The organism is Streptococcus equinus, from assembly GCF_900104225.1.
Classification (GTDB): Bacteria; Bacillota; Bacilli; order Lactobacillales; family Streptococcaceae; genus Streptococcus; species Streptococcus equinus_D.
This window is the reverse complement of the sequence record NZ_FNJK01000002.1, coordinates 462,711-489,279: the sequence shown is the minus strand read 5'-3', so window position 1 is coordinate 489,279 and position 26,569 is coordinate 462,711. Positions and strand designations below refer to the sequence as shown.

Annotated in this window: 29 protein-coding genes; 2 read left to right on the top strand and 27 right to left on the bottom strand. The window is 36.0% G+C overall.

Going from position 1 to position 26,569, the window contains the following annotated elements:
* The 9 genes from BLP98_RS05180 to BLP98_RS05145 form a co-directional block, all read right to left on the bottom strand.
* On the bottom strand, window positions 1-710 hold a 710-nt coding region (locus tag BLP98_RS05180; protein WP_081341165.1), incomplete at its 3' end, for a hypothetical protein.
* Entirely contained in the window at window positions 700-1,398 is a 699-nt protein-coding gene (locus BLP98_RS05175) for a hypothetical protein (RefSeq protein ID WP_074482225.1), read from the bottom strand. The genes BLP98_RS05175 and BLP98_RS05180, both read right to left, overlap by 11 nt.
* Window positions 1,364-1,534, bottom strand: coding sequence for a hypothetical protein (locus BLP98_RS09405; protein WP_159427428.1), 171 nt, complete (start codon window positions 1,532-1,534; stop codon window positions 1,364-1,366). The genes BLP98_RS05175 and BLP98_RS09405 overlap by 35 nt, the downstream gene beginning before the upstream one ends.
* A gap of 178 nt (window positions 1,535-1,712) precedes the next feature.
* Window positions 1,713-2,489, bottom strand: coding sequence for an outer membrane protein assembly factor BamD (locus tag BLP98_RS05170; protein WP_074482224.1), 777 nt, complete (start codon window positions 2,487-2,489; stop codon window positions 1,713-1,715).
* A complete protein-coding gene (locus tag BLP98_RS09565; RefSeq protein WP_268778085.1) occupies window positions 2,479-3,774 on the bottom strand; it encodes an LXG domain-containing protein in 1,296 nt (431 codons plus the stop codon). The genes BLP98_RS05170 and BLP98_RS09565 overlap by 11 nt, the downstream gene beginning before the upstream one ends.
* Window positions 3,775-3,807: 33 nt before the next feature.
* Window positions 3,808-4,029, bottom strand: coding sequence for a hypothetical protein (locus BLP98_RS09560; protein WP_074482222.1), 222 nt, complete (start codon window positions 4,027-4,029; stop codon window positions 3,808-3,810).
* A 113-nt stretch (window positions 4,030-4,142) separates the two neighbouring features.
* The gene (gene ffh / locus BLP98_RS05155) at window positions 4,143-5,708 is read right to left on the bottom strand and encodes a signal recognition particle protein (protein WP_074482221.1); all 1,566 of its coding nucleotides are present in this window, start codon (window positions 5,706-5,708) and stop codon (window positions 4,143-4,145) included.
* Window positions 5,709-5,771: 63 nt separating this feature from the next.
* On the bottom strand, window positions 5,772-6,104 hold the full coding sequence (locus BLP98_RS05150; protein WP_074482220.1) for a putative DNA-binding protein: 333 nt from the start codon (window positions 6,102-6,104) through the stop codon (window positions 5,772-5,774).
* A gap of 136 nt (window positions 6,105-6,240) precedes the next feature.
* On the bottom strand, window positions 6,241-6,939 hold the full coding sequence (locus BLP98_RS05145) for a GntR family transcriptional regulator (protein ID WP_074482219.1): 699 nt from the start codon (window positions 6,937-6,939) through the stop codon (window positions 6,241-6,243).
* Window positions 6,940-7,165: 226 nt separating this feature from the next.
* On the opposite strand from BLP98_RS05145, the gene BLP98_RS05140 reads away from it, so the two are divergent.
* Window positions 7,166-7,684 (top strand): restriction endonuclease subunit S, encoded by a 519-nt coding sequence (locus BLP98_RS05140; protein WP_234792798.1) that lies wholly within the window; start codon window positions 7,166-7,168, stop codon window positions 7,682-7,684.
* A 55-nt stretch (window positions 7,685-7,739) separates the two neighbouring features.
* Window positions 7,740-8,675, top strand: a complete 936-nt coding sequence (locus tag BLP98_RS05135) for a site-specific integrase (RefSeq protein WP_074482217.1) — start codon at window positions 7,740-7,742, stop codon at window positions 8,673-8,675.
* Window positions 8,676-8,711: 36 nt separating this feature from the next.
* On the opposite strand, the gene BLP98_RS05130 is transcribed toward BLP98_RS05135, so the two are convergent.
* From BLP98_RS05130 to BLP98_RS09460, 18 genes are all read right to left on the bottom strand, one after another.
* On the bottom strand, window positions 8,712-11,657 hold the full coding sequence (locus BLP98_RS05130) for a type I restriction endonuclease subunit R (protein WP_074482216.1): 2,946 nt from the start codon (window positions 11,655-11,657) through the stop codon (window positions 8,712-8,714).
* Window positions 11,658-11,663: 6 nt separating this feature from the next.
* Complete coding sequence (locus BLP98_RS05125) at window positions 11,664-12,884, bottom strand: restriction endonuclease subunit S (protein ID WP_074482215.1); 1,221 nt, start codon at window positions 12,882-12,884, stop codon at window positions 11,664-11,666.
* A gap of 1 nt (window position 12,885) precedes the next feature.
* Window positions 12,886-14,481, bottom strand: a complete 1,596-nt coding sequence (locus BLP98_RS05120; protein ID WP_074482214.1) for a type I restriction-modification system subunit M — start codon at window positions 14,479-14,481, stop codon at window positions 12,886-12,888.
* A gap of 140 nt (window positions 14,482-14,621) precedes the next feature.
* Entirely contained in the window at window positions 14,622-16,034 is a 1,413-nt protein-coding gene (locus BLP98_RS05115) for an AbiH family protein (RefSeq protein ID WP_074482213.1), read from the bottom strand.
* Window positions 16,035-16,058: 24 nt separating this feature from the next.
* Complete coding sequence (locus tag BLP98_RS05110) at window positions 16,059-16,421, bottom strand: hypothetical protein (protein WP_074482212.1); 363 nt, start codon at window positions 16,419-16,421, stop codon at window positions 16,059-16,061.
* A 1-nt stretch (window position 16,422) separates the two neighbouring features.
* Window positions 16,423-17,838 (bottom strand): Y-family DNA polymerase, encoded by a 1,416-nt coding sequence (locus BLP98_RS05105; RefSeq protein WP_074482211.1) that lies wholly within the window; start codon window positions 17,836-17,838, stop codon window positions 16,423-16,425.
* Window positions 17,839-18,042: a hypothetical protein gene (locus BLP98_RS05100; RefSeq protein ID WP_074482210.1), complete on the bottom strand. Its 204-nt coding sequence runs from the start codon at window positions 18,040-18,042 to the stop codon at window positions 17,839-17,841.
* A gap of 1 nt (window position 18,043) precedes the next feature.
* Window positions 18,044-18,730, bottom strand: coding sequence for a LexA family transcriptional regulator (locus tag BLP98_RS05095; RefSeq protein WP_074482209.1), 687 nt, complete (start codon window positions 18,728-18,730; stop codon window positions 18,044-18,046).
* Between the two features lie 136 nt (window positions 18,731-18,866).
* Entirely contained in the window at window positions 18,867-19,484 is a 618-nt protein-coding gene (locus BLP98_RS05090; protein ID WP_074482208.1) for a TipC family immunity protein, read from the bottom strand.
* Window positions 19,485-19,493: 9 nt separating this feature from the next.
* Window positions 19,494-20,108, bottom strand: coding sequence for a TipC family immunity protein (locus tag BLP98_RS05085; protein ID WP_074482207.1), 615 nt, complete (start codon window positions 20,106-20,108; stop codon window positions 19,494-19,496).
* Between the two features lie 6 nt (window positions 20,109-20,114).
* On the bottom strand, window positions 20,115-20,729 hold the full coding sequence (locus BLP98_RS05080) for a TipC family immunity protein (protein WP_074482206.1): 615 nt from the start codon (window positions 20,727-20,729) through the stop codon (window positions 20,115-20,117).
* 10 nt (window positions 20,730-20,739) lie between these two features.
* A complete protein-coding gene (locus tag BLP98_RS05075; RefSeq protein WP_074482205.1) occupies window positions 20,740-22,383 on the bottom strand; it encodes an LXG domain-containing protein in 1,644 nt (547 codons plus the stop codon).
* 21 nt (window positions 22,384-22,404) lie between these two features.
* On the bottom strand, window positions 22,405-22,737 hold the full coding sequence (locus BLP98_RS05070; protein WP_074482204.1) for a hypothetical protein: 333 nt from the start codon (window positions 22,735-22,737) through the stop codon (window positions 22,405-22,407).
* Between the two features lies 1 nt (window position 22,738).
* On the bottom strand, window positions 22,739-23,011 hold the full coding sequence (locus BLP98_RS05065; RefSeq protein ID WP_074482203.1) for a TIGR04197 family type VII secretion effector: 273 nt from the start codon (window positions 23,009-23,011) through the stop codon (window positions 22,739-22,741).
* Between the two features lie 100 nt (window positions 23,012-23,111).
* Window positions 23,112-23,489 (bottom strand): dihydroxyacetone kinase phosphoryl donor subunit DhaM, encoded by a 378-nt coding sequence (gene dhaM, locus BLP98_RS05060; protein ID WP_074482202.1) that lies wholly within the window; start codon window positions 23,487-23,489, stop codon window positions 23,112-23,114.
* Window positions 23,482-24,072, bottom strand: a complete 591-nt coding sequence (gene dhaL / locus BLP98_RS05055; RefSeq protein ID WP_074482201.1) for a dihydroxyacetone kinase subunit DhaL — start codon at window positions 24,070-24,072, stop codon at window positions 23,482-23,484. The genes dhaM and dhaL overlap by 8 nt, the downstream gene beginning before the upstream one ends.
* A 157-nt stretch (window positions 24,073-24,229) precedes the next feature.
* Window positions 24,230-25,555, bottom strand: a complete 1,326-nt coding sequence (locus tag BLP98_RS05050; protein ID WP_074482200.1) for an MATE family efflux transporter — start codon at window positions 25,553-25,555, stop codon at window positions 24,230-24,232.
* A 149-nt stretch (window positions 25,556-25,704) separates the two neighbouring features.
* Window positions 25,705-26,361, bottom strand: a complete 657-nt coding sequence (locus tag BLP98_RS09460) for a CPBP family intramembrane glutamic endopeptidase (RefSeq protein WP_234792794.1) — start codon at window positions 26,359-26,361, stop codon at window positions 25,705-25,707.
* Between the last annotated feature and the right edge of the window lie 208 nt (window positions 26,362-26,569).

Genomic DNA, 26,569 nt, shown 5'->3' with positions numbered 1-26,569 from the left:
TCATTAGCATTTAAATAATTAAGTGCTTGGTAATAACATCTCCCAATCTTCACTAACTTTGTACGTGGTTCAGACTCAAAAACATAGTCGCTTACGTTGCCTTTTATAATTTCCAAAATATTTTGTACAGAGTTTTCTCTAGAATTAGTTCTAAATGATTGATGCATCTCTTCAACTTTTTTAACATCTTTTAACATTATATAGTTGAGACATTTAAAATAAAGAATACTATTCTGATAAAAATCGCGATGCCTTAATGTCACCTTAGAAAGATCGATTCTCTCGAGAATATGTAAACTTTTTTCAAAGTTCCCAGAAAAATATTCTACTTGTCCCATACCAAATCGATTAATTTGAAAATATTCTTTTTTTATCTTTTTATTTTTCTCTATTTTATATAAAATATCCAATATTTCTAAATATTTTTCAAAATCAATCTGTTCATAAAAAACAAAGTCAATAATAGATGATAAAATCCTACTAAAGCAAAGAAAAAAGGCAAAAATAAGGAAAGCAATCATAATCATAAATATAAAAATAATATTTGTAAAATTTTTATTATCACTATTTAGTGTTATGCTATACCAATAAATTCCTACAAGTGCTAGTATTATTAATAATGCAAACAAAAAATACTGCATTTTTTTGATACCAACAACAATTTCTTTTCCACTCTTTTTGCTTAACTTCTGTACATACTTATCTTTCATTATTTGAAACCTCATTATTCTCTATAACCAAACTTATTGCTCCACCTACAAGTAATTCAGGTGAAGCTAAAATAATACCTGCACCAATCACAGCACCAACAAGTATTCCAACTGCAATTTCACCAAAATGATTCCAAACAAAGTCACCTGTACTTTTTGCAGTTTTTACTGTTGTATCCGTAGCATTAGAAAAAGAAGTCTTTATATCCGACCACTCTGGACCTCTCGTTTTTCCCCCACCATCTCTCAGGTATTGGCCTTGTTCGAAAGTGACTTTTTCTTTTAGGGTCGCTACATCGTTTGTGGCTTGTTGTGGCAATGCGAAATTCGATTGGTTACTTGTGTAAGCAGCTAATGCCCCATTAATATACTTAACACCATAGGTTGTTTTTGATTTATCATTTCCGATGCTTCCTGATATGCCGCTAACCCCCTTAGCATTAGCACTAACATCATATGATGGATGTCCTTCTAAAGCAGAACCAGAAACTGGTAAATTTAGTTCACCTTTTTTAGTTAAAGTGGTATTTCCAGATGTCACACTATCCAATCCTGATTGACTAAAAGTAAAGGCAACTTTTCCTTTGTTGGAAACTGACGTTTCAAAAGTATATTTTGCGTAACCATACAGATTATCATATAAGAGAATTTCTTTATTTTTCTTGATGTTTGTATGATGAAATTTCATCTAATGCTTTAAGATAACGCTCTGGAAATAAGGCATCAGTTAAAATCATGTAAACTCCCTTTATTAAAGCAGCAGCTATTAATACATAAAGGGTTATAGAAGCAATCATCGCAATAGTTAATCCCCAAAAACGCAAATATCATCTCCTTACTAAGCAAAAATATAGCACCAATAACATAAATATTTATAAGCAAAAACATGAACAGTTTTATACGAAACTGATAATTTTGAATATTCTCAGTCGACATTTTTGATATTTTTTTGAAATATTATAGAACATTACACGAACGACAGTCCCAATTGGCAAATGCTCTCTATTCATTATCTAACTCCTCCAAATATTTCTTAGCCTCACGAACATAGAAAAGCTCCGGATTTTCATTGGCAATTTCTTGGAATTTTGCTTTGGCAGCGGGCTTATTGTCAGCATTTAAAAAATTAAGTGCTTGGTAATAACATCTCCCAATCTTCACTAACTTTGTACGTGGTTCAGACTCAAAAACATAGTCGCTTACGTTGCCTTTTAAAACTTTCAAAATAAATTTTGAACTTTCTTTATACTCTTTAGGTAGCTTATCTAAAAGAATTTCAGCATTTTCAAACTGAGATAATTTACAATAATTTAAAAATTCGTAGTATAATTGATTTTCTTTAAGAGTCTCACTGCTTGATGAAAATACCTCATTGTTTTTTAATTGAGTTAGTAATTGCAATGATTCTTCAAAGTTACCACGTAAAAAAGCTACTTGTGCTTTACTAAACAGGCAATAACAATTTATCTTTTTTCTCTGACCTACAGGCGTATGGGAGTAGGCATAGCTAAAATAGTTTACAAATTTTTGTGAATCAATTTTTTCATATAGCATTAAGTAGACAGATTTCCTTATTAAATTATTAATAAAAATCCCCCATAATGCTAAAATGGAAATCACTATCAATAATAATATTTTCATACTATCTTTTTGCTCTTGTAAAAATTGATAAATACACCATAAAATTGGTATCATCAATAAAATAAAATTAATTTTTGGTAAATTAAAAACTAACTCTACTTTTTGTCTAACTATCCACTCTTGAAATTTATTCTTCATTCTTTTTCTCCTTATGATTAACACTTGACCCAAGTCCTAGCGCCCCTCCAGCTAAACCTCCAACTGCTAGACCACCGATACCAAATGTGGATACTACAAACGCTCCAACAGCCACTGTTGCAACAGCCATAACACCAATCTCCAAACTTTTGGTTGCTTCACGTTTCATTATCTCACCAGCTGATTCAAGATTCCCCTTTTCCACCCAATAATCATACTTAGTTAAATGTGGTCCATCCCCACCATCTCTCAGATATTGTCCTTGTTCGAAAGTGACTTTTTCTTTTAGGTTAGGGACTCCGTTTCTATTTTCTTGAGGTAAGGTGAAGTTTGATTCATTGCTGGTATAGGCTGCCAGAGCGCCATTGATATACTTAACACCATATGTTGTCTTAGACTTTTCATTTCCGATACTGCCTGATACACCAGCGATTCCCTTAGAAGTTGCAGTAACATCGTATGATGGATAATTTTCTATAGCTGACCCAGAAACTGGTAAGGTTATTTCACCGTTTTTTAAATTAGTATCACCTGATTTTACGCTATTTAGCCCAGAGTTATTAAAAGTAAAAGCAACCTTTCCTTTGATTGATGCTGAGCTTTCAAAAGTACATTTGGCATAACCATACAGGTTATCATATAAGAGAATTTCTTTATCTTCCTTGATTCCTACACCGATGTTTTCTAAATCTTTCTCACTTGGACCACCTGGTTTAGATAAAGTTTTATTAATTTTAGCACCTTTTTGCCAAGTTAATGTAATTGGCATAGCTGCCTCAAGTGCCCTTGCACCTGATAAGTTCATATAGCCACTATATTTTGAAACTTGAAGTTCTTTGGCTAAATCACTCTTAAGTCTAGCTTTTCTATTCTTATCTTTGATGACCAGATTAGCTTCTTTAACTTCCGTTTTGAAGTCTGTTTTCTTGTAAAAGTTCTTAGCTTTTTTGCTTGTATATGAGCTGCTACCTAGGTCTGACAAACTACTGATTTGCGTGTTCTGTTCGTCTAAAACATCGCCTACTTCGCTTGTAAAGACAGTATTATTAAAAATCCCCATGTCCTTGATGGTGTTGGTAAGGACTTTTTTGCCACCTTTGAATTCTGAGACGGCATCGTCTGTTGTCACTTTGATCAGTGCGACAATGTCTGCGACTTCATCAATAGCCTTGTTAATGGCATCTGAGCTAGTTTTTAACTGCTCTAGCGGTGAATCGAATTGATCTACCATCTGCTGCAAAACGTCCGTATCAACGATAGCGCTATCGCTGTTTTCGCTAACAATACTCTTAAAAGTGCTGATGAGATTGTCATAGCCCTATGCCATAACATCCAAGCTATTCACATAATTCGTCAGCAAAGGCACTTGGTAGTTATTGATTTTATTATCAATCGCATCTTTAACGTCACCTTTTAGAGCCTCTGAATTGGCTGCGCTTTTTAGTTTTTTCTTGGCACTTGATAGTTGACTCTTTGTTTGGCTGATAGAGCTTTTGAGGCTATCGCGTTGCGCTATGACCTCGCTCATCTTAATCTTCATAAATCTCTCCCAAAATTTAACCGATTTTTTCTAATCATTATAACATAATTTGAAACAGTTTTCAGAAACAAACCAAAAAAGCCGCGGAATCCGCGACCTTTTGCTATTAAGCTTTATTTTTTATTACGTTTTTTCTTAGCTTTTTTCATTTTGTTTGCCATGCGTTTCATTGATTGTTTCATGGCAAATTCGCCGATTTTACCTTTGAATCCGCCACCCATCATTTGGCTAAGGTCCATATCTCCACCGAGCGCTGATAGGTCTGGCATTCCGTTTCCGCCCATCATGCCTTCAAGTGATGACATGTCCATGCCGTTTGGCATGTTTTTAGGAAGGTTATTTGGGTTGATACCCATTTTCTTCATCATTTTTTCCATATCGCCAGACATGACACCTTGCATCATTTGTTTAGCTTGGTTGAAATCTTTGATGAATTTGTTAACTTCGACAAAGCTGTTTCCTGAACCAGCTGCGATACGACGGCGACGGCTTGGGTTAAGCAAATCAGGATTTTCACGTTCTTCTGGTGTCATTGATGACACGATAGCACGTTTACGAGCGACAGCTTTTTCATCAACCTTGAAGTTCTTAAGAGCTGGGTTGTTAGCCATACCAGGAATCATTTTAATCAAGTCTTCCATCGGCCCCATATTTTGAACTTGGTCAAGTTGTTCGATGAAATCGTTGAAATCAAAGGTATTTTCACGCATTTTTTCTGCGAGTTCCATTGAACGTTTTTCATCGTATTCTTGGCTGGCTTTTTCAATCAATGTAAGCAGGTCACCCATACCAAGGATACGGCTTGACATACGATCTGGGTGGAATGTTTCAATATCAGTGATTTTTTCCCCAGTACCAGTGAATTTAATTGGTTTACCAGTGATTTCACGAATTGAGAGTGCCGCACCACCACGAGTATCACCATCAATCTTAGTCAAGACAACCCCTGTGATATCCAATTGTTTGTTGAATTCATCAGCGACATTGGCAGCTTCTTGACCAATCATGCTATCAACAACCAAAAGAATTTCATTTGGTTTCGCAAGAGCTTTAACATCACGGAGTTCTTCCATGAGTTTTTCATCAATTTGCAAACGACCAGCCGTATCGATGATAACGTAATCGTTGTGGTTTTCTTTGGCTTGTGCCAAACCATTTGTCACGATTTCAACGGCTGAATGATCAGTGCCCATATCAAAGACTGGAACATTGATTTGGCTACCAAGTGTTTTCAACTGATCGATGGCCGCTGGACGATAGATATCGGCAGCAATCATCATTGGACGAGCATTTTCTTCTTTGATCAGCTTGTTAGCCAATTTACCAGCAAATGTTGTTTTACCAGCACCTTGAAGCCCGACCATCATAATGATTGTTGGAATTTTAGGTGATTTTTCAAGTTCAGCTGTTTCAGAACCAAGGATTTCTGTTAATTCTTCGTTAACGATTTTTACGATTTGTTGTGTTGGGTCAAGGGTATCAATGATTTCGTGACCAACCGCACGTTCGCGTACACGTTTGATGAAAGTCTTAACAACTGGAAGAGCAACGTCAGCTTCAAGCAAAGCAAGACGAATCTCTTTGGTTACTTCTTGAACATCCTTTTCAGAGAGTTTTTTCTTTCCACGAATATTTTTAAAAACCCCTTGAAGGCGTTCTGTCAAACTTTCAAAAGCCATAATATAATTCTCCTACCTCATATCTCTATTGTCTTATCGAATTTCGCTAGTTTTCAAATCAACCTAGTCACGGTTATCAATGCTGCTCAAAATAGCGATTTTTTCTTTCAAAAATTCATCATCAGGATATTTGTCTAAAATATCATCAAAAATCTGACTGCGAACAATGTAATCAGAATACATGTGCAGTTTCATCTCATAAGCCTCTAAAATCTTTTCTGTTCGCTTGATGTTATCGTAGACCGCTTGACGACTAACGCCGAATTCCTCAGCAATCTCAGCCAAGCTGTAATCATCCGCATAATAAAGTTCAATATAATTCATCTGCTTGTCTGTCAGCAAAGCTGCATAGAACTCAAACAGAGCATTCATACGATTGGTTTTTTCAATTTCCATAATCCTCATTTTACCATATTTTGATTGAATTTAATAGTCAGAATTGGTTAATCAGACTTATTTTGATATTTTTGTAAACGATACCAGAAATATCGCTAAAAATAGGGCAACACTATGATGTGCTGTCCTATTGATTTTAATTATTCTCCAAATAAAATTCAAAGCGGTCGCCGACATACTGACTGTGAACATACTCGAATGGACGTCCATCTGTGAAATATGAGACCTGTGTCAAAGCAAGTACGGCATGATTTTTCGGAACCTTAAGGTAGTTAGCCACGCGCTCACTCGCATTTTTGGCATAAATGGTTTGCTGACTCTTACCAATCTCATAGCCATTATCCGTCAAAGTCTGGAAGAAATGCTCCGTGATGTCCTCACGATTAAACGACTGAATCAACTTCTCAGGAATTGATGCCACCTCAAAAACCAAAGGCACATTATCCGCATAACGCACGCGCTCCATACGCACCACATAATCGCTAGCCTTAAGCTGTAACTGCTGAATTTCAGTGTCATTAGCTGGCTTACGTTGATAAGAAATCAACTGTGAAGACGGCGTCTTACCTTGCGAACGCACAATCTCCGTAAAACTCGTTGTCCCGCGCATCTTCTCTTGCACACGATGGCTAGCCACATAAGTCCCACTACCCACACGACGCTCAAGAATCCCTTCTTCCACCAAAAGCGTAATCGCCTGACGAAGCGTCATACGACTCACCTCATAATCATCCGCCAAATCCCGCTCACTCGGCAAGCGCTGACCAATCTCCCAAAAACCATCATCAATCTGCTTCTTAACCGCATCATGAATTCTAATATACGCTGGAACCATAACCTACTCCCGTCCTGTTCTAAATAACTTAGCTCTATTTTAGCACAAAATCAAGGAAGTTTTTAGTCACGGTATCATTTCTTTTGGAAAATGGCGGAGCTGTATAGAAGATTTTGAGAGAACAATGCTCATTTGAATTTTTTGTAAGTGTGGAGAAAATTAGCTAGCGCTGGAAGAATTGGGGAGGGGAAATAATCACGCTTGGGAACAGCGTAAGTTGGGAGAAGTGGGCACTGCAAAATCTGGAGTAGGATTTCCTGATGCTGAACAAGGTGGTATTGAGGGTATTCCATTTTTCAAAGTATCAGACATGAATATAGAAGGAAATGAAAACGAACTCGTGGTAGCAAATAATTATGTTACAGCAGAACAAATTAATAGAAAAAAATGGAATGTTATAAATGATGTTCCTGCTATTTTCTTTGCCAAAGTTGGAGCTGCTGTAATGCTGAATCGCAAACGTTTAGTTCGGTTTCCATTCCTTTTGGATAATAACACAATGGCATATGTTTTTAATAAAAATGTATGGAATTGTGATTTTGGAAAAACTCTTTTTGAAACATTAGATTTAACTAAACTAACACAAGTTGGAGCATTACCATCATATAATGCATCCGATGTTGAAAATGTTCGTATCAATATTCCAAACAAGAACGAACAACAAAAAATCGGTGAGTACTTCTCTAACCTCGACCACCTCATCACCCTTCATCAGCGTAAGGATTTTGTACGATTTACACTCTGAAAAAGCATATTTTTTAAGCATTGTGATACATTATTGACAGGAGGTTTATATTAAAATGGATGAAATAATAATCAATTCTGAAACAATGTTATTCTGCGATTACTACAAACAGTGGATTATGGTTTATAAAGAGGGGGCTATTAGACCAATTACCATGCAAAAATATTATATGGCCTATCGATGGCTTGAAAAGCTTGTTCCAAAACTACAGATACAACATTTAGACCGTATTTCTTATCAAAAAATTTTGAACCAGTACGCTAGTGTCCACGAAAGACAGACAACTATGGATTTTCATCATCATTTAAAATGTGCTATTCTTGATGCGGTTGATGAAGGACTTATTCCCCGAGATCCAACTCGAAAAGCTATTATCAAGGGAAAACAGCCACGTGAAAAGAAGCCTAAATTTCTCAATCAATACGAACTCCACAAACTTCTTGATGATTTGGATTTAAAAGGTGAGATTAATATGGATTGGCTCATTCTTCTTATTGCCAAAACAGGCTTACGCTTCTCCGAAGCTTTAGCACTAACCCCAAAAGATTTTGATTTAACACGACAAACGCTCTCTGTCTCAAAAACATGGAATTATAAAGAAAATGGTGGTTTTCTACCCACTAAAAACGAATCCTCTATTCGTAAAATTCCCATTGACTGGCAAACCGTCATTCAATTTGCTGAGCTTTTAAAAAGTTTACCCGAAGACAAACCTATTTTTGTCAAAGGAAAAGTATACAACTCTACCGTCAATGACCGTCTAGCGCGTCATTGTAAAAACGCTGGCGTTCCAATTATTTCTATCCATGGTTTACGACATACACACGCTTCACTACTGCTCTTTGCAGGCGTTTCTATAGCAAGTGTGGCTAGACGACTAGGACACTCAAACATGACAACCACTCAAAAAACATATCTTCACATCATTAACGAACTTGAAAGCAAAGATATCGATATTATCATGCGGTCATTATCAAGTTTGAATTCGTAAAAAAATAGACCCTGAGTTATAACAGGGCCTATTTGATTAATTAAATAATGGAGCAATTTCAGGCATTAAGTCTTCTTTAAAATCTTTAATCATTGCACTAAAGAATTTAAATTTTTTGACTGGTTCTTCTGTTGCTTCTTTGTAAGCTGCATAATCAGCTTTTTCTTTCAATTTACTTTCATTAGCTAGTTTACCATCTTTGAAATGATATGCTTCATACTTAACATCTTCGAAATCTACAAACCACTTTTCAGAGAACAATCTAATTTCTTTGTCAATTGCTGATTGTCTCATTTGATTAATGATAACTGATACATCTTGATTTTCGTATTTTTCACTATTGTTTACAATATCTTCAAGAATGCTTTCGAGTAGTGAACCAAGTTTTGGATTATCTTCAGAATATGCCGCTATAATTTCTTTGATTTCATTAAGCTTTTTATTATATTCTGCTTCACTCTCTACCTCACCAAGAGAATCAACAAAACCACTAATTAAATCGATGATATAGTCATAGTCAACTTTTATTTTATCAAAAGCCACTAGCTCATAATCATCGATGATTGGCTCATCGTCTACTTTGTCTTCCGGTTTATCTTCTTTTAGTTCTGCCAAAACATTTTTATAAACCGCTGCATAATCTTCATATTCTTCTTGTGAAAAATGATTATCTTTCAAAATTTGTGGATCATAAGTTGAAAATGCTTTTAGATGATTAAATGAACGGTCCAAATCTCTAAAGACAAAGATAAATTGTTTCTTTTGTTTTTCAGATAATCCGATAACATCTTGAGGAGTATCTGCTAGATTACGGACAGATTTTAACGAAGTAACAAATTCTTCCTTAACAGCATCGTAGTCTTCTGCTAATGGTTTTCCTTCTCCACCACGTGAATATAATGCTAGCGCTGAATCAATAGCTTCCTTGAAAGCTTGCGGAGATTGGAAAGTTACAATTTGGCCATATTGCTTTTTAGTATCAAAAAGACGATTAGTGCGTGAAAAAGCCTGAATCAAGTTTTGAGGAGACATCGGTTGACGATCAATGAAAAGTGTTGACAAACAAGGAGCATCAAATCCCGTCAAAAGTCTATCGACAACAATAACGATATCAAGTTGCTGACTACGATTTAAGTATTTTTTCTCTTTACGTGCTAAGCGATCGTTCAAATTAGCATTGTAAGCATTGATACCCGCCAGATTATAATTTGTACCAAACATATCATTATAGTCGTCCAAAGCTTCTTTCATCTTATCTTGATTAATTTTAGAAGCTTCATCGTTTTCAGTAACTGAATAAGTAATCGCAAATTTTGGAAAATCAGGTAAAGCACGACGAATGTCATCACTTATTTTTAGCTCATCCTTACCAGCTTTAATTGATTTTAACAATTCATAGTATTTTTGAGCTTGTTCAATCGAACTTACAGTAAACATAGCTTCATAGGTCTCACCTCTACCTTTTTCCATACCAAATTTGGCAAAAGATTTGTTCAAAATAACATCTAAAACTTGACGCATATGAGCTTCTTTTCCATAGGTACGCTCCTCTTCTTCTGGAGTAAGCCCGTTTTTACCAAGTGTTTCAACCATAAAACCAAGTACTGCTCCATCATGAATCGCTTCTTTGATAGTATAGCTGTGCAAGCAATTACCGTATAGTTGTTGTGTCGTTTGTGCTAAATCACCCTTTTGCTCGTATTTATTGGCTTCAAAGATTGGTGTTCCTGTAAAACCGAACCACAATGAATTGGCAAAGAAAGCTTCAATATCTCGTTTAGTCTGTGGTGTTACTGCCCTGTGACATTCATCAACAACAAAAGCAACTTTTAAAGCACGTATCTTGTTATACTCTGGCGTTCCCTCTGTCAAACGCTTATTGACCATTGTCTGCATTTTTTGACGCGTGGTTACAATCATCTGACGTTTTCCATCAGTCATCTTTTTAATCAGCGAATTGACGTTTTCTGTGTCATCAACATCAATCGTATCATTATCAGCGTACGACTGAAAAGCTAATTTTGTTTGCAAATCAAGGTCTTTTCGGTCAATTAAGAAAATTGTCTTTTCAATTGACGGGATATCCATCAAAAGGTTACGAGTAGCTTTGTAAGACGTCATTGTCTTACCAGAACCTGTCGTATGCCAAATAAATCCAGATTTCCCATGTTTTGAAGCATCACGCATAGCTTCAATAGCGTGAATTTGATATGGACGTAAAACCAAAAGTTTTTTCTTATCGTTATCAAGTACGATATACTTCGTTACCATTTCATGTGCTTCTGGAATTCTTAAAACTGCTTTTGCAAAGTCAAGAAAGTCAGGAACTGGTTGATTTTTGCTATCAATCCAACCTGTTAGGAATTTTTTGTTTAACTCGTTGTCTCTGGCAGCTGAGAAGTACTTAGTATCAACACCATTACTGACAACAAACATTTGGACATTTGAGAAGAGCCCACGGAACTTGCCTTCAGCAATGTATTTCTTGATTTGATGGAATCCGTCCATATAAGAATGATCTTTGTTTTTTAATTCAATATGAATCATCGGAATTCCGTTGATGAGTAAAGTCACGTCAAAACGACGATCACGCGCATCATCTTCGTCGCCAAAAGCTTGATATTGATTAATAACTTCATAGACGCTTGTCCCACCTGCAACATGCTCATTATTTAAAACCAATAAGTGGAGCGTTTCATTACCACGTTGAACATGCACATATACTTGACCATTTTCACCAACCAGCCATTTTCCTGCATCGTAAAAAGAAGCGTGTGATAAATCATTTTTAATTTTAGCAAACTCACTATCAGTTAGACGACCATCATTTAATTTAGCTTTGTTGTTTTGTTCAAGAATATATCTGAAATTATCCCAAAGCTCCTCTTCTGTTCTAATATCAGGGCGATAAGTCCATTGAGACTCGCCTTGACACAGTTGATCAATCAGTTTTTGTTCTAAAACTGATTCTAATTCTGCCATAATCTCTTATCCTTTCTTTGGAAACATGTTTTGTAACATGAATTTTTTCAATTCTTTTAACTGTTCACACTTACGTTGATGAAGAGTGATGAGGTTATCTAAGTTAGAAAAATATTCACCGATTTTTTGTTGTTCATTCATTGAAGGAACTAAAATACTTTGCTTTAAAAATTCAGGAATGACTAATTCATTCATCATAGTCCCAGCCTTGGTAGAATTAACGAGAATTTTCTGCATAATAGGTTCATAATGAATATAGTATTTCCAAAATGATATTGGCATACGCTGAATTGGACGCAAAGTGCTAAAACGAGGTGACATTATGCCTGTACCAATATCATTTAATACAAATCTTCCATACTTGAATTTTTTATTAGTATGTCCTTCAAATGCTAAATCACCTACTCTTAAAACTTTGTAAGTCTTTAGAGATTTATCAGATGCTCCATTACCACTATTTTTATAAGTCATCGTAGCAATTGATATTGTTTTATCATAACTAATAAGTTCTTCATTTTTTTCGGTATTTTTGTTATACAGTTCTGATAACTTACGCTGTTCCCAATCGTCAGTAAATCCTGGAAAACGAATTTCTGGATTTTTTTCACCTTTTTTCGGAAACATTTTTTGAAGCATGAATTTTTTAAGCTCTTTTGTCTGTTCACACTTACGCTGATGAAGGGTGATGAGGTGATCCAGTTCAGCAAACTGATTACTAATTCTGCATTGTTCTTCATATATTGGAAATGGAAAATCTATTTTTGCAAGGTCTGAATTATGTAAATGAACAACTGACTTTCCTTGAGCCATCTTTGCCATATCCTTATGTGGTTGTCCATTAGAAATACTAATAGCCAAAAAAGCAGAATTTATTTCTTTGGGTGGAGTAATTATATTAAGATCTCCTCCTAGCAAAACACCAGATTCTTCAACAACTGAGGCAATTGAAATATCCTCAGCGGTTTCTCCTGAACCTGGAACAATTACTTCTCCACCTTTACTGAAAACAGATTTTTCTTTTGGTTCTACAAATGTATCTACATTTGAGATGACTGTTTCATATTTTGTATAAAGTCTTCCATACAGAATTATTGGAGTGCCTTCTTCTAGTAAATCTCCCTTAGAATAGCCAGAACCTTTAGAGAAAGTAACTAGTTCCCCCAACTTACGTTGTTCCCAATCATCAGTAAAACCTTTAAATCTTATGTTAGGTACTTTATTAGTCATATTACATCTCCTTAAATACCTTTAAAAAGGCTTCAACTGAGTCTTTAGTCTCATTATCCGCAAAAGTCAAGTCACCAAGCATGTCAAGGAAATTAGCGTTTGCTTCGTTAATAGCTTTGTTTGTTTCCTCGATTTCTTTTGTCAATGCTTTCAAATCTACTGGAATTTCTTCTTCACTAGTATCAACATAACGTGGGATATTAAGGTTAAAGTCATTTTCTTCAATATCTTCAAATAAAGCTAGATAAGCTTCTTTTTCGACATTTTCACGATTTTTATAAAGCTCAAGCACATGCTCGATATGCTCTTCTTTCATGACATTTTGTTTTTTCTCTTTTTCAAATTGTTTTGAGGCATCGATAAAGAGCACGTCACGACCTTCACGGTGTTTTTTCAAAACAATGATACATGTTGGGATTGACGTATTATAGAACATGTTTGCTGGTAGACCAATAACAGCATAAATAGAACCATTTTTAAGAAGTGTTTCACGAATAGTCTTTTCAGCAGCTCCACGGAATAAAACACCATGAGGAAGTACGATTGCCATTGTTCCTGTTTGTTTCAAGTGGTAAAAACCATGAAGTAGGAAAGCATAATCTGCTTTTGATTTTGGTGCTAGTTTTCCACCATAATCCATGAAACGTTCATCTTGTAAGAAACCTTTTGCTGCAGACCATTTTGCTGAATATGGAGGGTTCATAGTAACCATATCAAAACCTGTTTCAACATCTGTTGGCCAGTCGGCATCAAGTGTATCTGCATTGCGCAATACTTGATTATCAGGGTGAACTTTATGTAAGAACATATTCATACGAGCAAGATTGTAAGTTGATGGCATTAGTTCTTGACCATAATACTTAATATAACCTGGCTCACTAGAATAATTCTTACAGCTCAAAAGCAAAGAACCTGACCCCATACATGGATCATAAACTTGCAAACCTTTTTTATCTTCTTGCCCCATAATGGCAATACGTGTCAAAAGTTGAGCTGGGCCATGTGGCGTATAGAATTCTCCAGCTTTTTTACCAGTTTCAGAAGCAAATTGACCTATCAAATACTCATAAGCATTTCCAAGGACATCACCTTCGGCATGGATAAGGTCAGCATCTTCTAAAACTCGAAGGACTTCAGCAACTGTTGCACTTTGTTTTTGGTCTCCAGTACCAAGACGATTTGAATACAAATCAACATCTGCAAACAAACCGTTGAAAAGTTCGTCTGATTCGTGAATACGATTAAATGCTGCTTGTAATTTTTCACGATTAAAAGCATTGAGCTTCACATCTTTTAGCATGCTTGTATAAGTCATTTGAGGTTCAAGCGTGTAGTGAAGAGATTCTTTTAATTCTTTAAGAAGCTCCTCTGCATCATCTTCTTGCATTTCTTCCTCATACGCTGCTTGTGCTTCTTCTAATGTTTCTGGCATTTCATCAGTCAAAAGGTCATAAGCACTCACAAGGTAAGAATCTGATAAATATTTATAAAAAATAAGGCCTAATAAGTAAGTTTTGTATTCATTCGCATCCATTTTCCCACGAAGAACATCTGCCCCACTCCATAGTACCTGTAATAAGTCTTTACTCTCAGCCATAAAAATTTCCTTCTAATATATTTTTAAAATATCAAGTATATTATATCATGCTTCGACTACGCACGGAACCGTTATCTTGACCATTCAAATAAAAAATACCCTATCCAGTTTCTTTATAAAACTAGATAGGGTAGCTTTGATTATTCTTCTTGCATTTTATTATTGTCGTCTTCCAATCCAACTATCTTCAATCTTCCTGTTTGAATTAGTCTTGTCAAAAGATTTCTTCCGTGGGCTTTGTTATCTAAAGTCTCACCATATTGTTCTATCAATTTCGTTATATTGCGGTATTGTTCTTGCCTTACTTCTTCTACTGTTCGTCCTTCAATTTTTGAATAGTAAAAAATCAATCTGACATCAGAATTATACAAATCATACATGTCAAAAATATATTGAAAGTAGCTGTAATCAGCTCTAGCTAAAGAGTGACCATAAAATTTAATAACGTCCATATCTTTAGTGAAAATATTATCGATTTTATCCCCAAAAGCCATGTCATTTTCTAATTCGGTATATAATCTCATAGTACGGTAAGATTTTGTAAAACGATAACCAATATCTTCTGCTCTCGAATCTGAAGAAATGTTGTCTATTCCAAAAATAATCTTACTTTCATTCGAATTTTGATTTAATGCTCCATGAACATTACGGAAAGCTATTTGAGTCCCAAAATTACCAGAACATGAATTAGTATAATTAAATGAAAAAACATTATAACTTGATGGATATCCTCCCTCTATAACTATAGTTTGCAAGAAATTTTCAGCTTTACTCTTGTATTCTTCCCTTTCTGTTTCTTGAATTAGATAAGCTTGAAAATCTTTTTCTAAATTATGGAGTTCAGACATTAAAAGGTTGCTAATTAACTCTTTGACTTTACTTCTTTGAGAATTTTTTAAGCCAAATACAAATTCTTTCTCTTTATCAACATCTGCTCCAATCCATCTAGAACGAGACTTATAGTTTTTATAGGCAGTTTTCAACTCATTGACTTTTGTCTCAATTTCATAACACCCATCATCTCTTTTTAAAATATGATAGAGAAGGAGACCAGCAAAATTATATTCAGCTTGCTTCATCGTATCTTCTGATAATATATTTACCTCGAAACCATAGTTAAAAAAGACATCTACTAGAATATCAATAAATGTTTTCTGGATTTGTTTTTCTTTATCGTTATCAAAAATAAATTTATCACTAACATACTTCTCAATAACAGATTCAATATCTGACCAATTTGATGATTGTTTTAGATTCTCGTGAAATAAAATTAAGTACCAGATGTTTATATCAGGAAAAATTTGTGATGACATATTAAAATTAATACTTTCAAAGTACCATTTATCAAACATTTCTTCCCCAGTCTTTAGATATTCTTTAAAATATTCAAAAGCCTTTTCAGGAGATTTTTCACTATCATTTGGAAAATACTCAGCATATTTTTGTGTTATCACATAATATAAAAAATCCTTGTAAGAACTCTTTAAACCACAATGTAAATCGAATCCATTTCCTAATACAATTAATTGACTTGCTTTTGTTATATCTTTCATTATTCTCCTTCTTTTGTATAAAAATTAGACTACTCCTTCGACTTCGACGCCGATGGCTAGGATGTCCTTGGTTTTGATGAGGTGGTAGTGGGATTTTGTTTTGATGGTGATTTCGTGTGGGGTGAGATCGGTGATTTTGCCTCTGAGTTGTTGACTGTGGTCTTTGTCTTTTGTGGTTGTAAAAACACCAGTGAGGTGGCTGGTGTAGAGTTGGCTTAGGAGAAGTGCTTTTTGGTCTTTAGTAAGGTTGGTGTGTAGGAGTTCTTTGGTTTTATCGGCTTTTAGTGAGCTAGTGTGTTCAGATAAGAAAAAGCCCATCCATTTTTCCATGCCTCTGTCATAGTGCTCACGCGCCGATTGAAATGGTAAATAACTGCGGTCAATCATCTTAACTTAATCCATCCAATCCTCCTGCGGAATGCCCGCCGACCAATTTGCTGCGCTCTAGGCTACGTGAGGCTTCTTGCAACGCATTAGCCTTTTGAATGGTCGTAAAACCAAAATGGTCTCGGATGGCATCAATGGCTGATTGGAGCCTTTCTTCTTTTTCTATTTTTTCAATGTCATCAAATAAAGAAAACGTACTGTACGATTCATCGACTAAGCCTGAATAAGATACCGCGATATGTCTGACTGCACCCGAATCATATTTTTTGCGCAGCAAAGTTAAGACGTGCTCAGTCAGTTGCTTGGTGTTATTGCTAGGCTCGATTTTCATTTGCGCCTGAATACGGTGCTTTTTCTCTTGCTTTGAAAAACCGACATAAATCGACACATTTGTCGCCTTCTTGTGAGCTCTTCTCAGGCGAATAGCAACCTGCTCTGCCATTTCCCTAAAAACTAACTCGATATCGGCTTTCTTGCGATAATCGCGTGGCAAAACCTGAGAATTGCCAATGCTCTTAGACTTAGGCTTGTAGGGCTGATGAACGTTGCTTTCATCAATGCCGTTAGCATGAAAGAAGAGGTCAACCCCCACGATACCAAGCTCTTTCTTGAGAATATCAGGATTGAAATTAGCGAGTTCTTTGATAGTAAAAATGCCAAGCTTATTAAGACGCTTTTCCATACGGCTGCCAATCCCCCAGAAGTCAGTCATCTTAGGAATCGCCCAAACCTTAGTCTCGACATCCTCGTAAGACCAATTGGCACGCATGTTCTGATTGTGCTTGGCTTCGTTATCAAGAGCAAGCTTTGCAAGCAATGGATTGGCATTTGACATGCCAACCGTTGAGTAGATGCCTGTCTTTTGCCAAATTTCTCGCTGAATCATAGCAGAAACCTTATCCAGCTTTTCTTTCTTACCTAGGGTCTTGTCAGGGATAAAATAGTTCAGCGACGAGGTCAAATCAATAAAACCTTCATCAATAGAGTAAGGCAAAATGTCCTCAATGCTACCGTAATTCTGGAAAATATGCTGGATTTCCAGATTTTTCTCGATGTAACGGCTCATTCTCGGTGGCACAATCCAAGTCGCCTTTGCCCAATTTTCAATGAAAGCCACATACTCAGGCGTGGTCGGTAAACCTTGACGTTTAGCATTGTAATAGGAAAACTTGCGCGTGTGCACATCAAAAGGTAAATCATACGCACGGCTGACATTTGACTTGCCAAAAACTTTTTTGAACGTCGGTGAAGACGCCAAAATCAAGCCACTGGCATTTTCAGCACGGCTCATGACGCAAAGCGAAGTTTTTAACGGGTGCAAACCACGGTCGACACATTCTACACTAGCATAAAATGATTTCATATCCACAAAAGCGATGTCTGCGCGTGGCTCCCGTGAATAATCAAAGTAGCCCATCTAAGCCTCCATGGTAATCAAGATAGAATCATTGACCAAAAAGGCATATGGTGAGAGTTCGCTGTCTTGATTTTCTGGTAAATAAACCTTTGAAAAACGCTGATGCATGACAGAATCCGCAAAATCATCCATATCAAAAATTTCGACCTTGCTATCAGGAGCTAAGTCATATGAATCTAAATCTAAAATATCTTTTAATCGCATCTTATCCTCCTATGATTGGTATAAAACTTCCAACGATTTTTCCGACAATGCGCGGATTTTCATCGTATGGTGCAAATTTATCGGCGTAATCTTTATTAATTGATACCAAGCGCAAGCCATTTTCCTCGCGGTAAACTTTTTTGATATAAGTCTGTGAATTCCAAACAACGGCATAAACTGCACCGTCATAATCAAAACCAGTGTCACGAATGAGGGCTACTGAGCCATTATGATAAGTCGGTTCCATAGAATCCCCATCAATCCACGAGGCAAAATCATGCGCCAAATCTTTATCAAAATAAACTGTATCGTAATCCATATCATCATAGACATTAGCACCAACACCAGCTGACAGGCGCTCATAAACCTTGTAGGCAAAACGTGGTTCTTGAACCATAGTAACCACCTTATGCTGCTGTTCAAGTAAATCTTGAACATAAGTCAAAGCTTTATCCTGATTTTGGTCAGTTAATTGCTTATAAAGAGTCGCAATCTCAAGCTCAGAAAAATAGCCGTGCGACACTTGCAAAAGCTCTTCTAACTTAGCCAAGTTAGCTTTTGTTGGCTTTGCCGTACCTTTTTCCCAAGCAAAATAAGACTGTTTAGAAATCCCAAGTTCCTTTGCTAGTTCTGTCTGCTTCAAACCAAGCTCCAAACGACGATTTTTTAACTTTTTAGGATAATACATCAAACTCACCTCTTTTATCGTATTTTGTAAAGATAAACTGATTTGTTTTTAAAAGTCAGTTATACAACTGACTTTATTATATAAAAAAAGTGGATCATTGTCCACTTTGACATGTAGATGAAGTCGCAAAGATTTATTACCAATTTTCCCACTCGGTCTTGACAGTCACGTCACCATAATCCTTAGGTGAAAACTTACTATCATAGATAGAACACCAGTCTTTTAACACTTTTTGGTTCACAACTTCATCGTAGTATTTGTCTAAATCAGATGCCGTGATGCCGTATTTTGCAAGATAAGTTTTGACTTTGGTTTTGTCGTCAACGTACTCACCTGCTTTTCTTGGCTCATTAAAAATCGCAACCTCTTTAGTGAATGTTTTGCTCTTTTTATTATAAAAGCATAAGTACCAAACAGTGATTTTTGAATTTGGATGCCATTCAAAGCGGAAATTTTCTCCCTTATTTCCCTCTCCAAAATTAAAACTAATTTCAATATCAGAATACTTTTGAGGCAAATCTTTTTCATTGTACTTACCAAACGGAGTTTTTGAAATATTCGGATCATCGCTAGGCCATGAACCTCGAATATCAAAATCCTTAATTTTCCCTAAAACATTATTACTTTGGTATGTCTTTTTAGTTTCTTGATAAATCTCATCAAAAATATTCTTGGGCTGACTAAGATAATGATGAAGACCAAAAGTTAATGCTGCAACTAGCAAGACTAGAATACCGATTAATTTCTTTGTCATAATAATTTATTACCAATTTTCCCACTCGGTTTTAACGGTCACGTCACCATAATCCTTAGGTGAAAACTTACTGTCGTAGATAGAACACCAGTCTTTTAACACTTTTTGGTTCACAACTTCGTCATAGTATTTGTCTAAATCAGATGCCGTGACGCCGTATTTTGCAAGATAAGTTTTGACCTTAGATTGATCTTCGATGTATTTATCTGAATCGCCATTCTCTAAGATAATTTGAATATTTTTCTGAAATGACTTATCATTTGAGGAATATTTTCCATATATCCAAAGACGTGTGCCTGTCGCGATTTCTTTTTCAAAAGAAATAAACACTGATTTTGTATCTTGTGTAAAATGAAAAGTTAAATGTACATTACTATAATCTTTTGAAAAAGACTCCTCACGATAAGTTATACTTGAGTAAAATTTTGAATCATTGTTATATTCTTGATACTTATGAATATCTACATCACCTAATTGATTAAAAACATTATTACTTTGATATGTCTTTTTGGTTTCTTGATAAATCTCATCAAAAATATTCTTGGGCTGACTAAAATATTGATGAAGGCCAAAAGCTAATGCTGCAACTAGCAAGACTAAAATGCCGATTAATTTTTTTGTCATAACTTATTACCAATTTTCCCACTCGGTCTTGACAGTCACGTCACCATAATCCTTAGGTGAAAACTTGCTGTCATAGATAGAACACCAATCCTTCAACACTTTTTGGTTCACAACTTCGTTGTAGTATTTATCTAAATCAGATGCCGTGATGCCGTATTTTGCAAGATAAGCCTTAACTTTAGATTGGTCTTCAATGTATTTATCTGAATCGCCACTTTTCACCCTAATCTCTACAGTTTTAGTTAAGACTCTATCTTTACAGCTGTACAAACTCCAAATAATTAAATTAGTATTTGAACTGACTTCCCTTTTAAAGGAAACTGACATTAATTTACTATTCTGTTCAAAATTAAAACCTATTCTGATATCAGAATAATGATTAAGAATTTCATCTGAATATTTTCCAGAAGGGGTTTTGGAAATATTGGAATCGTCACTTGGCCAGATTTTATCAATTTCAAAACCATTGATTTTCCTTAAAATATTCCCGCTGCGATATGTTTGCTTTGTCTCTTGGTACATTTCATCAAAAATATTCTTGGGCTGACTAAGATAATGATGAAGACCAAAAGTTAATGCTGCAACTAGCAATACCAGAATGCTGATTAGTTTCTTTGTCATAAACTCTCCTTTATTTATCAGCCACAGCTTCTAGACGCTCTAAAAATTGCGGCACACCCTTATAGCGCTCAGAAATATACTCTTTAGTTGCCTCTTCACCTTTTTTAAGGATATCATCAGGAGCCAAGCTAACATAAATAGTACCTTTGACTTCATCCCAATCCTTATTTTTGACGAATTCTTTTTCACGAGTAGTGCTATCTTTGTTAACATCACGGTAATAAGAAACACTGGCTTGACTGTAGGTTTGACCCTTTTCCATTCGCCCGATAATATTGACAGAATCTAAATCTGCCTTATAATCATCCTCGCCAATGCTAGGTTTCATATCATTAGCATTAAAGGTAGTATCCCCTTCCCAGCCTGCTAAATCTTTGACATGCTCTCTCCCGCCATAAACATCTGATAACTGGATGCTTGTTGGATTCAAACAGGTTGCCATCGTGATAGATTGATGAGTAAAATCAGCGTGACCTGCACCGTTATTAGAATATGATTTTAAATGACTATCCCAAAACTCGTCAAAACCTTTTGAGGTTCCATAAACAGAAGTATAATTTTGTTTTGCTTGATTATATAAATTTACATTGTCTTTTTTCAAATCATCGGCCAAATCATAATTTCCCCCAGCCATATTATGCTGCAATCGAAGGTTGTAATTTAATTGTTTGGCTTCTTGTTCGCTAAGTCCTAAATCTCGATAAATGCTAAGCAATGGTTTAACAACTTTAGCTTTTTCATCAGTGATGGGGCTGCTAGGAACTTCGATGTAGAAGTACGGTGTTAAATAGCCAGCTGTTTCATCCCACTGAAAGCCATCATAATTAGCTGCACCAACCACTCTTAAAAAGATATAGTCTCTCTCCTTTTGAGAAAGGTTTGAAAATTTCTTATCAATGCCTTTTTTGACGGTCAACAATTGCTTAGCTGTTGTTAGATCAAAACCGTATTCAGCCATCATGGTATTGACAAAAGCACGGTCAGATTGACTAAGATTTAAATCTTTTGTCGCTGAGTAAGCTGATAAATAATTCACCCAAGTCAAATCACTTGGAATGGTAAAGGTACCAGATGAAGCATCCCAACAAGTTTTTGTCTGTGAGATACCTATTGCTAACTGCGCATCAATATCATTTAATTCATCAAATAAATGGACAGAATTCGTGCTATAAGCTCGTAAATGAGCCAAGATTGTCTCATAAACGTGTTTTGTCATATGATGTCCACGCAATAATTCTGTGTTATTGACTTCAAGTTGATGCTTATGCTCCGAAGGTATCCCCGAGTGTGCTAATGATTTGGCATAATCATTAAGTTTAGCAATCATCTCTTCTTCTTTTTGAATATATTCTTGAAGCTGCTCTTCGCTCCAACTCTTCGTATCTACTTTTTCTTCATAGCCAGCAGGAAAATCAGTGCTTGCTTTTTTTAAAGTTTCCACATACAATTGTCCACCTTGAGCAAGTGGCAACAAAACCGCTTGATAATAACTTCTAGCAGAGTTATAGGCTTTTCCTTGTAAATTTTCAGTATCCTCTGCAAAGTTTTGAATAGCACGCTGTAAAGCCTGATACCCCTGAACTTGAGCTTGACAGACACTATTAACACTTGCTGACTGAGCTTGTGATTGCTCTAAAGTCATATTAAGTCCCATTTCATGTTTTCTCCTTATCCCTTATTTTTCTTTATGTTTTTGAGTTCGAATGACTTCTATTTTTCTTTCAAGGTGACTTTCCTCACGTTTTAAATCATCTCTATAGCGCAGAAAATCATCTACCAATCGTTCTTTATGACAACGGCGTCCTTCATTCAAATTTTCTAATTGATTGCTATAACGGCTATGATAAGCAGCTTCCCACAAATTATTTTCCGAATCATAAGTAGCTTCATCATAAGCCTCAAAGTCGCTAAATAATTGCTCTGCTTGATATTGTCTATCAGCTAAATCATCTATTTTTTTAAGTAAAGCACGTTCTTTTTGATCTAATAATTCCCAAGTATCTGCCATATTAGCCTCCAAAAGATTTAGCACCAGCTTGATCGACAGCTTCAAAATCACTCGCCACTGAATGAAGGTTATCTGACGCTGTTTTAACAGCTGATGTGATTTGTGCCAGTATAGTTGCAGATTTATCAATCGCTTCGTGGCAACGTGTGTTTCCTGCTAAATTAGTCTGTGTGTCTTTACTGACAGTGGCACTTGAAGACAAGGTCTGACAAGCGTTAGCTAACTGACTAGCATAGGCATGCGCTACTTCTTGATTACTTTTGACTGTTCCCATAAAAAAATCCCTTTTCACCTAATTTATTTTTCATTTTATCATAAAAATGCTTACAAGACAGAAAAAAAGCGAACCTAGGCCCGCTTAGATTTTTTTATCATTATTTATCGATATCCATTTCACGAAGTTGTTCAATGACAGCCTCAAATGGAACACCTGCTTGCAGTAAAGAGGCTGCTGTATAAGCCCCTTCAACGAGAGGAACTTTACACATAAGGATGTTCTTTTCAGACAACTCCCCAACCATTTCTAGATTCATCTTTGAAGAGCCAAAATCAAAGAATCCTAGCAAGGTATCTGCAGCGTTGTTATTGACAGTTTCTTTGATTTGTTGGAAACTTGTTCCGATTCTACCATCTTCAGTTCCACCAGAAAATGTAATTGGAACATCTGTTGCCACTTGTGAGATTAAATCTACGACACCCTGAGCAATATCTTTTGAGTGTGACACAATAACAATACCAGTTTTCTTAGACATAATCATTTTCCTCCGCTTCTAATAGTGCTTTAAACAATAGACCTGATGAATACGAACCAGGATCGACAAGCCCAAGTGAACCATCTGCAGCATATGCATGACGTCCCTTTTTAGCTCTCAAAAGAGCTGTCTTTAGAATATACTCATCAATACGCTCTGGTGTTAGCTGATGATTTTTCAAATCTTCTACTACAGGCGCCCAGACATCAACCATAGTTTTATCACCGATTTCTGCTCGACCACGCCTTTGAATCATGACCAAACCTTCTTTGATATCATAGTAAAGCGAGTCACCTGCTTCTTCAGCCCTTGCCATTCCTAAAAATGCTGAACCATATAAGGTTCCAGATACGCCACCGACTTTTGTAAGAAGAAGCATTCCTGTCTCCTTAAATAAATCAGATGTCGAAGTAAATTCCTTTGGTTCAACGGTATTGACAACAGCTGTCATACCACGTAGCATGTTTTCACCATGGTCTCCATCTCCTCCCATCGTTGAGTCCAATTCAGCTAAAACAGCTACATTTTCTTGGATTTTTTCGTAGAACAAGACGAGCCATCTTTTTGCAGTCTCTAATTTCATATAAAACACTCCTTTTATCATCCTAAACACTGCTAAAAAGAAAGCGGTATCATAGAAACCTTTTTCTTCATTATAAAACTTTTTAATCAAAAGGTCTCACATAAAGTCGTAAAACGGCCTATTTTTTTGACAATTTGTCAATTTTGGTGAAAACAGCTTATTTAATGGTATTCATCCATTTTCTACTGCGAAACATAAAGACTGACACGATAAATCTAAAGAGTTCTTCTTGTGACAAAATGAAGTAAACCCAAACAATCGGAAGTTTAAGAACCAATCCTGTAAATAGCCCCAAAGGTACTCCGATGCACCACGTTCCTAAAATATCGATAATCATGATGTACTTGGTTCTCCCACCGCTTCGGATAACACCACCACCCAAAATCATATTTTGGACTTTAACCGGTGCTAAAATCGCAAAAGTCAACAAGAGTTGTGACCCGACTTGTCTAACATCAGGACCAACATTATATAAGTCAATGTAGAGATTTTCACCTAAAACCAAGAAGATTGATAAAATGAGTGACCCTACAAAGCCATAAAAACACAAACGTTTCGAATCATGATAAGCTCGTTCGTAATCATGCTCACCAAGCCTGCGTCCGATTAAAATCCCCGCAGCTTGTGACAACCCAGACAAAGCCCCGATAAATAGCCCTTGAATGGGACCAGTTAGAGACATCCCCGCAAGCTCACTCGTTCCCATGTGCCCATAAATGTAGGTATTGACATTTTGCCCCAAAGTCCAAAGCAACTCATTAACTACAATAGGCGTTAACATGATGAGATACTGACTAATCTCAGAGCCCTTCATCCGCAAATCAAAGCTAAATTGACAAGTTCTATGGTAAAAATAAACCATTAAAGCCAGATTCACTACTTGAGACATTAAGCTAGCTAGCGCTGCCCCCTTGATTCCCATGGCAGGAAAACCAAAATGACCAAAAATCAAAAGATAGTTTAAGCATGTATTGACCACCGCAGCGACTGCACTGATGTAGAGCGGATACTTAGCGTAATTTCGGCAACGCAGCTGAACCGCTAAAAGTGTTGCAACCCCAGATAAAGGATAGACCCAAGCTAAGAGCTGAATATAGGGCTTAGCCGTCACCACAACTTCAGTATCCTTAGTGAAGATTCCTGCCAAAACATCAGGCAAGATTAAACACAAGCCCATGGTAAATAAAGCCAAGCACAGCATGACTAAGAGGTTAACTGACATGCTGGTATTAATCTTTTTCTGATCATTTTTTCCCATATACTGAGAAACCATGATACCTGTTACGGTCGCAATCGCTCCGCTAACAAAGGCAAAGACAAATTGTGGCTTTCCGCCAACTTCAACGGCTGCAATGGCAGTCTTTCCAAGCTGTCCAACCATTAATTGGTCAATCATTGAAAAGGATGACTGCAGCATGGCTTGCAAAGCTACAGGGATTGCAATCGTCATTGCTTCTCTCAAGAAATGTTCTCTTTTTGCCATAATTTTTCTCCATCATTATTACTAAGTGCATTATATCGCAAGCGTTTGCATAAATCTAGTAGTAAGCCTGCACAATTTTTTTGGTCATTTAAACCTAAAAAAGCACCCCTAGCCAAATTCAGCTAAAGGTGCTATTTGTAAGATTTCAATTAAGATAACCAATAAATCAAGGTAGCAATCACATCGCTGCCATTGCCGATAAGATTTCCAATAAAATGTGCCGTCATCACAATATAGATATTTCTAGTTTTGATATAAGATATACTCAAAGGAAACGCCCAAATCATAGCTAACAAAATCCCCCACCATGAAAGAGAATGCTCAAAAGCATAGAATAGCATGCTAAAAAAGGTCGTGATAATCATGGCTTTCTTGCTATCAAACAAAATCATGTTCTTGCGGTAAAAGGTCTCTTCGGTCACAGCTGGCAAAAAGATGGTCGAAACGGCAAATATTAATAGTGTTAACCAGCTGTCTCTTTTCAAATCAATAGTTCCAGTATTAAAATTTGGAAAAACACCTTCTAAAAATACGGTCAATCCAAAAGCAAACATAAACCCTAACAAAGTCAGTAAAACCTGAATCCAGTACTTTCTACCACTTTTAAAACTCAAAAACCAAGCTTTTAAATCAAGATCTTTTGAGATAAGAAAATACGCTAAAAGCAAGAGATAAAATAAAGCATTTGTGTAAATGATATAGCTAGACGGCACAATCAAACACGACAAAATGAAGACTATTTCTATCACAATAGGAATGGCATTTAATCTGATATAGGTAAAGACCATTTCTTTTTTACTAACCATGATTGCTATCTCCTCTTCAGAAAAAGTATTAAAATACTAAGTGTATATTATTCACCTCAATTATACACCTCTCTTAGTAAAAAACAAAGTTTCAAGAATACAAAAAAGCTATCAAATACTAGCACGCACATCACTAGATTTGATAGCTTCTTTTATGGAGTCATTGTTTATTTAATCAGATTAGTATTTAAATACTAACACTTATCGA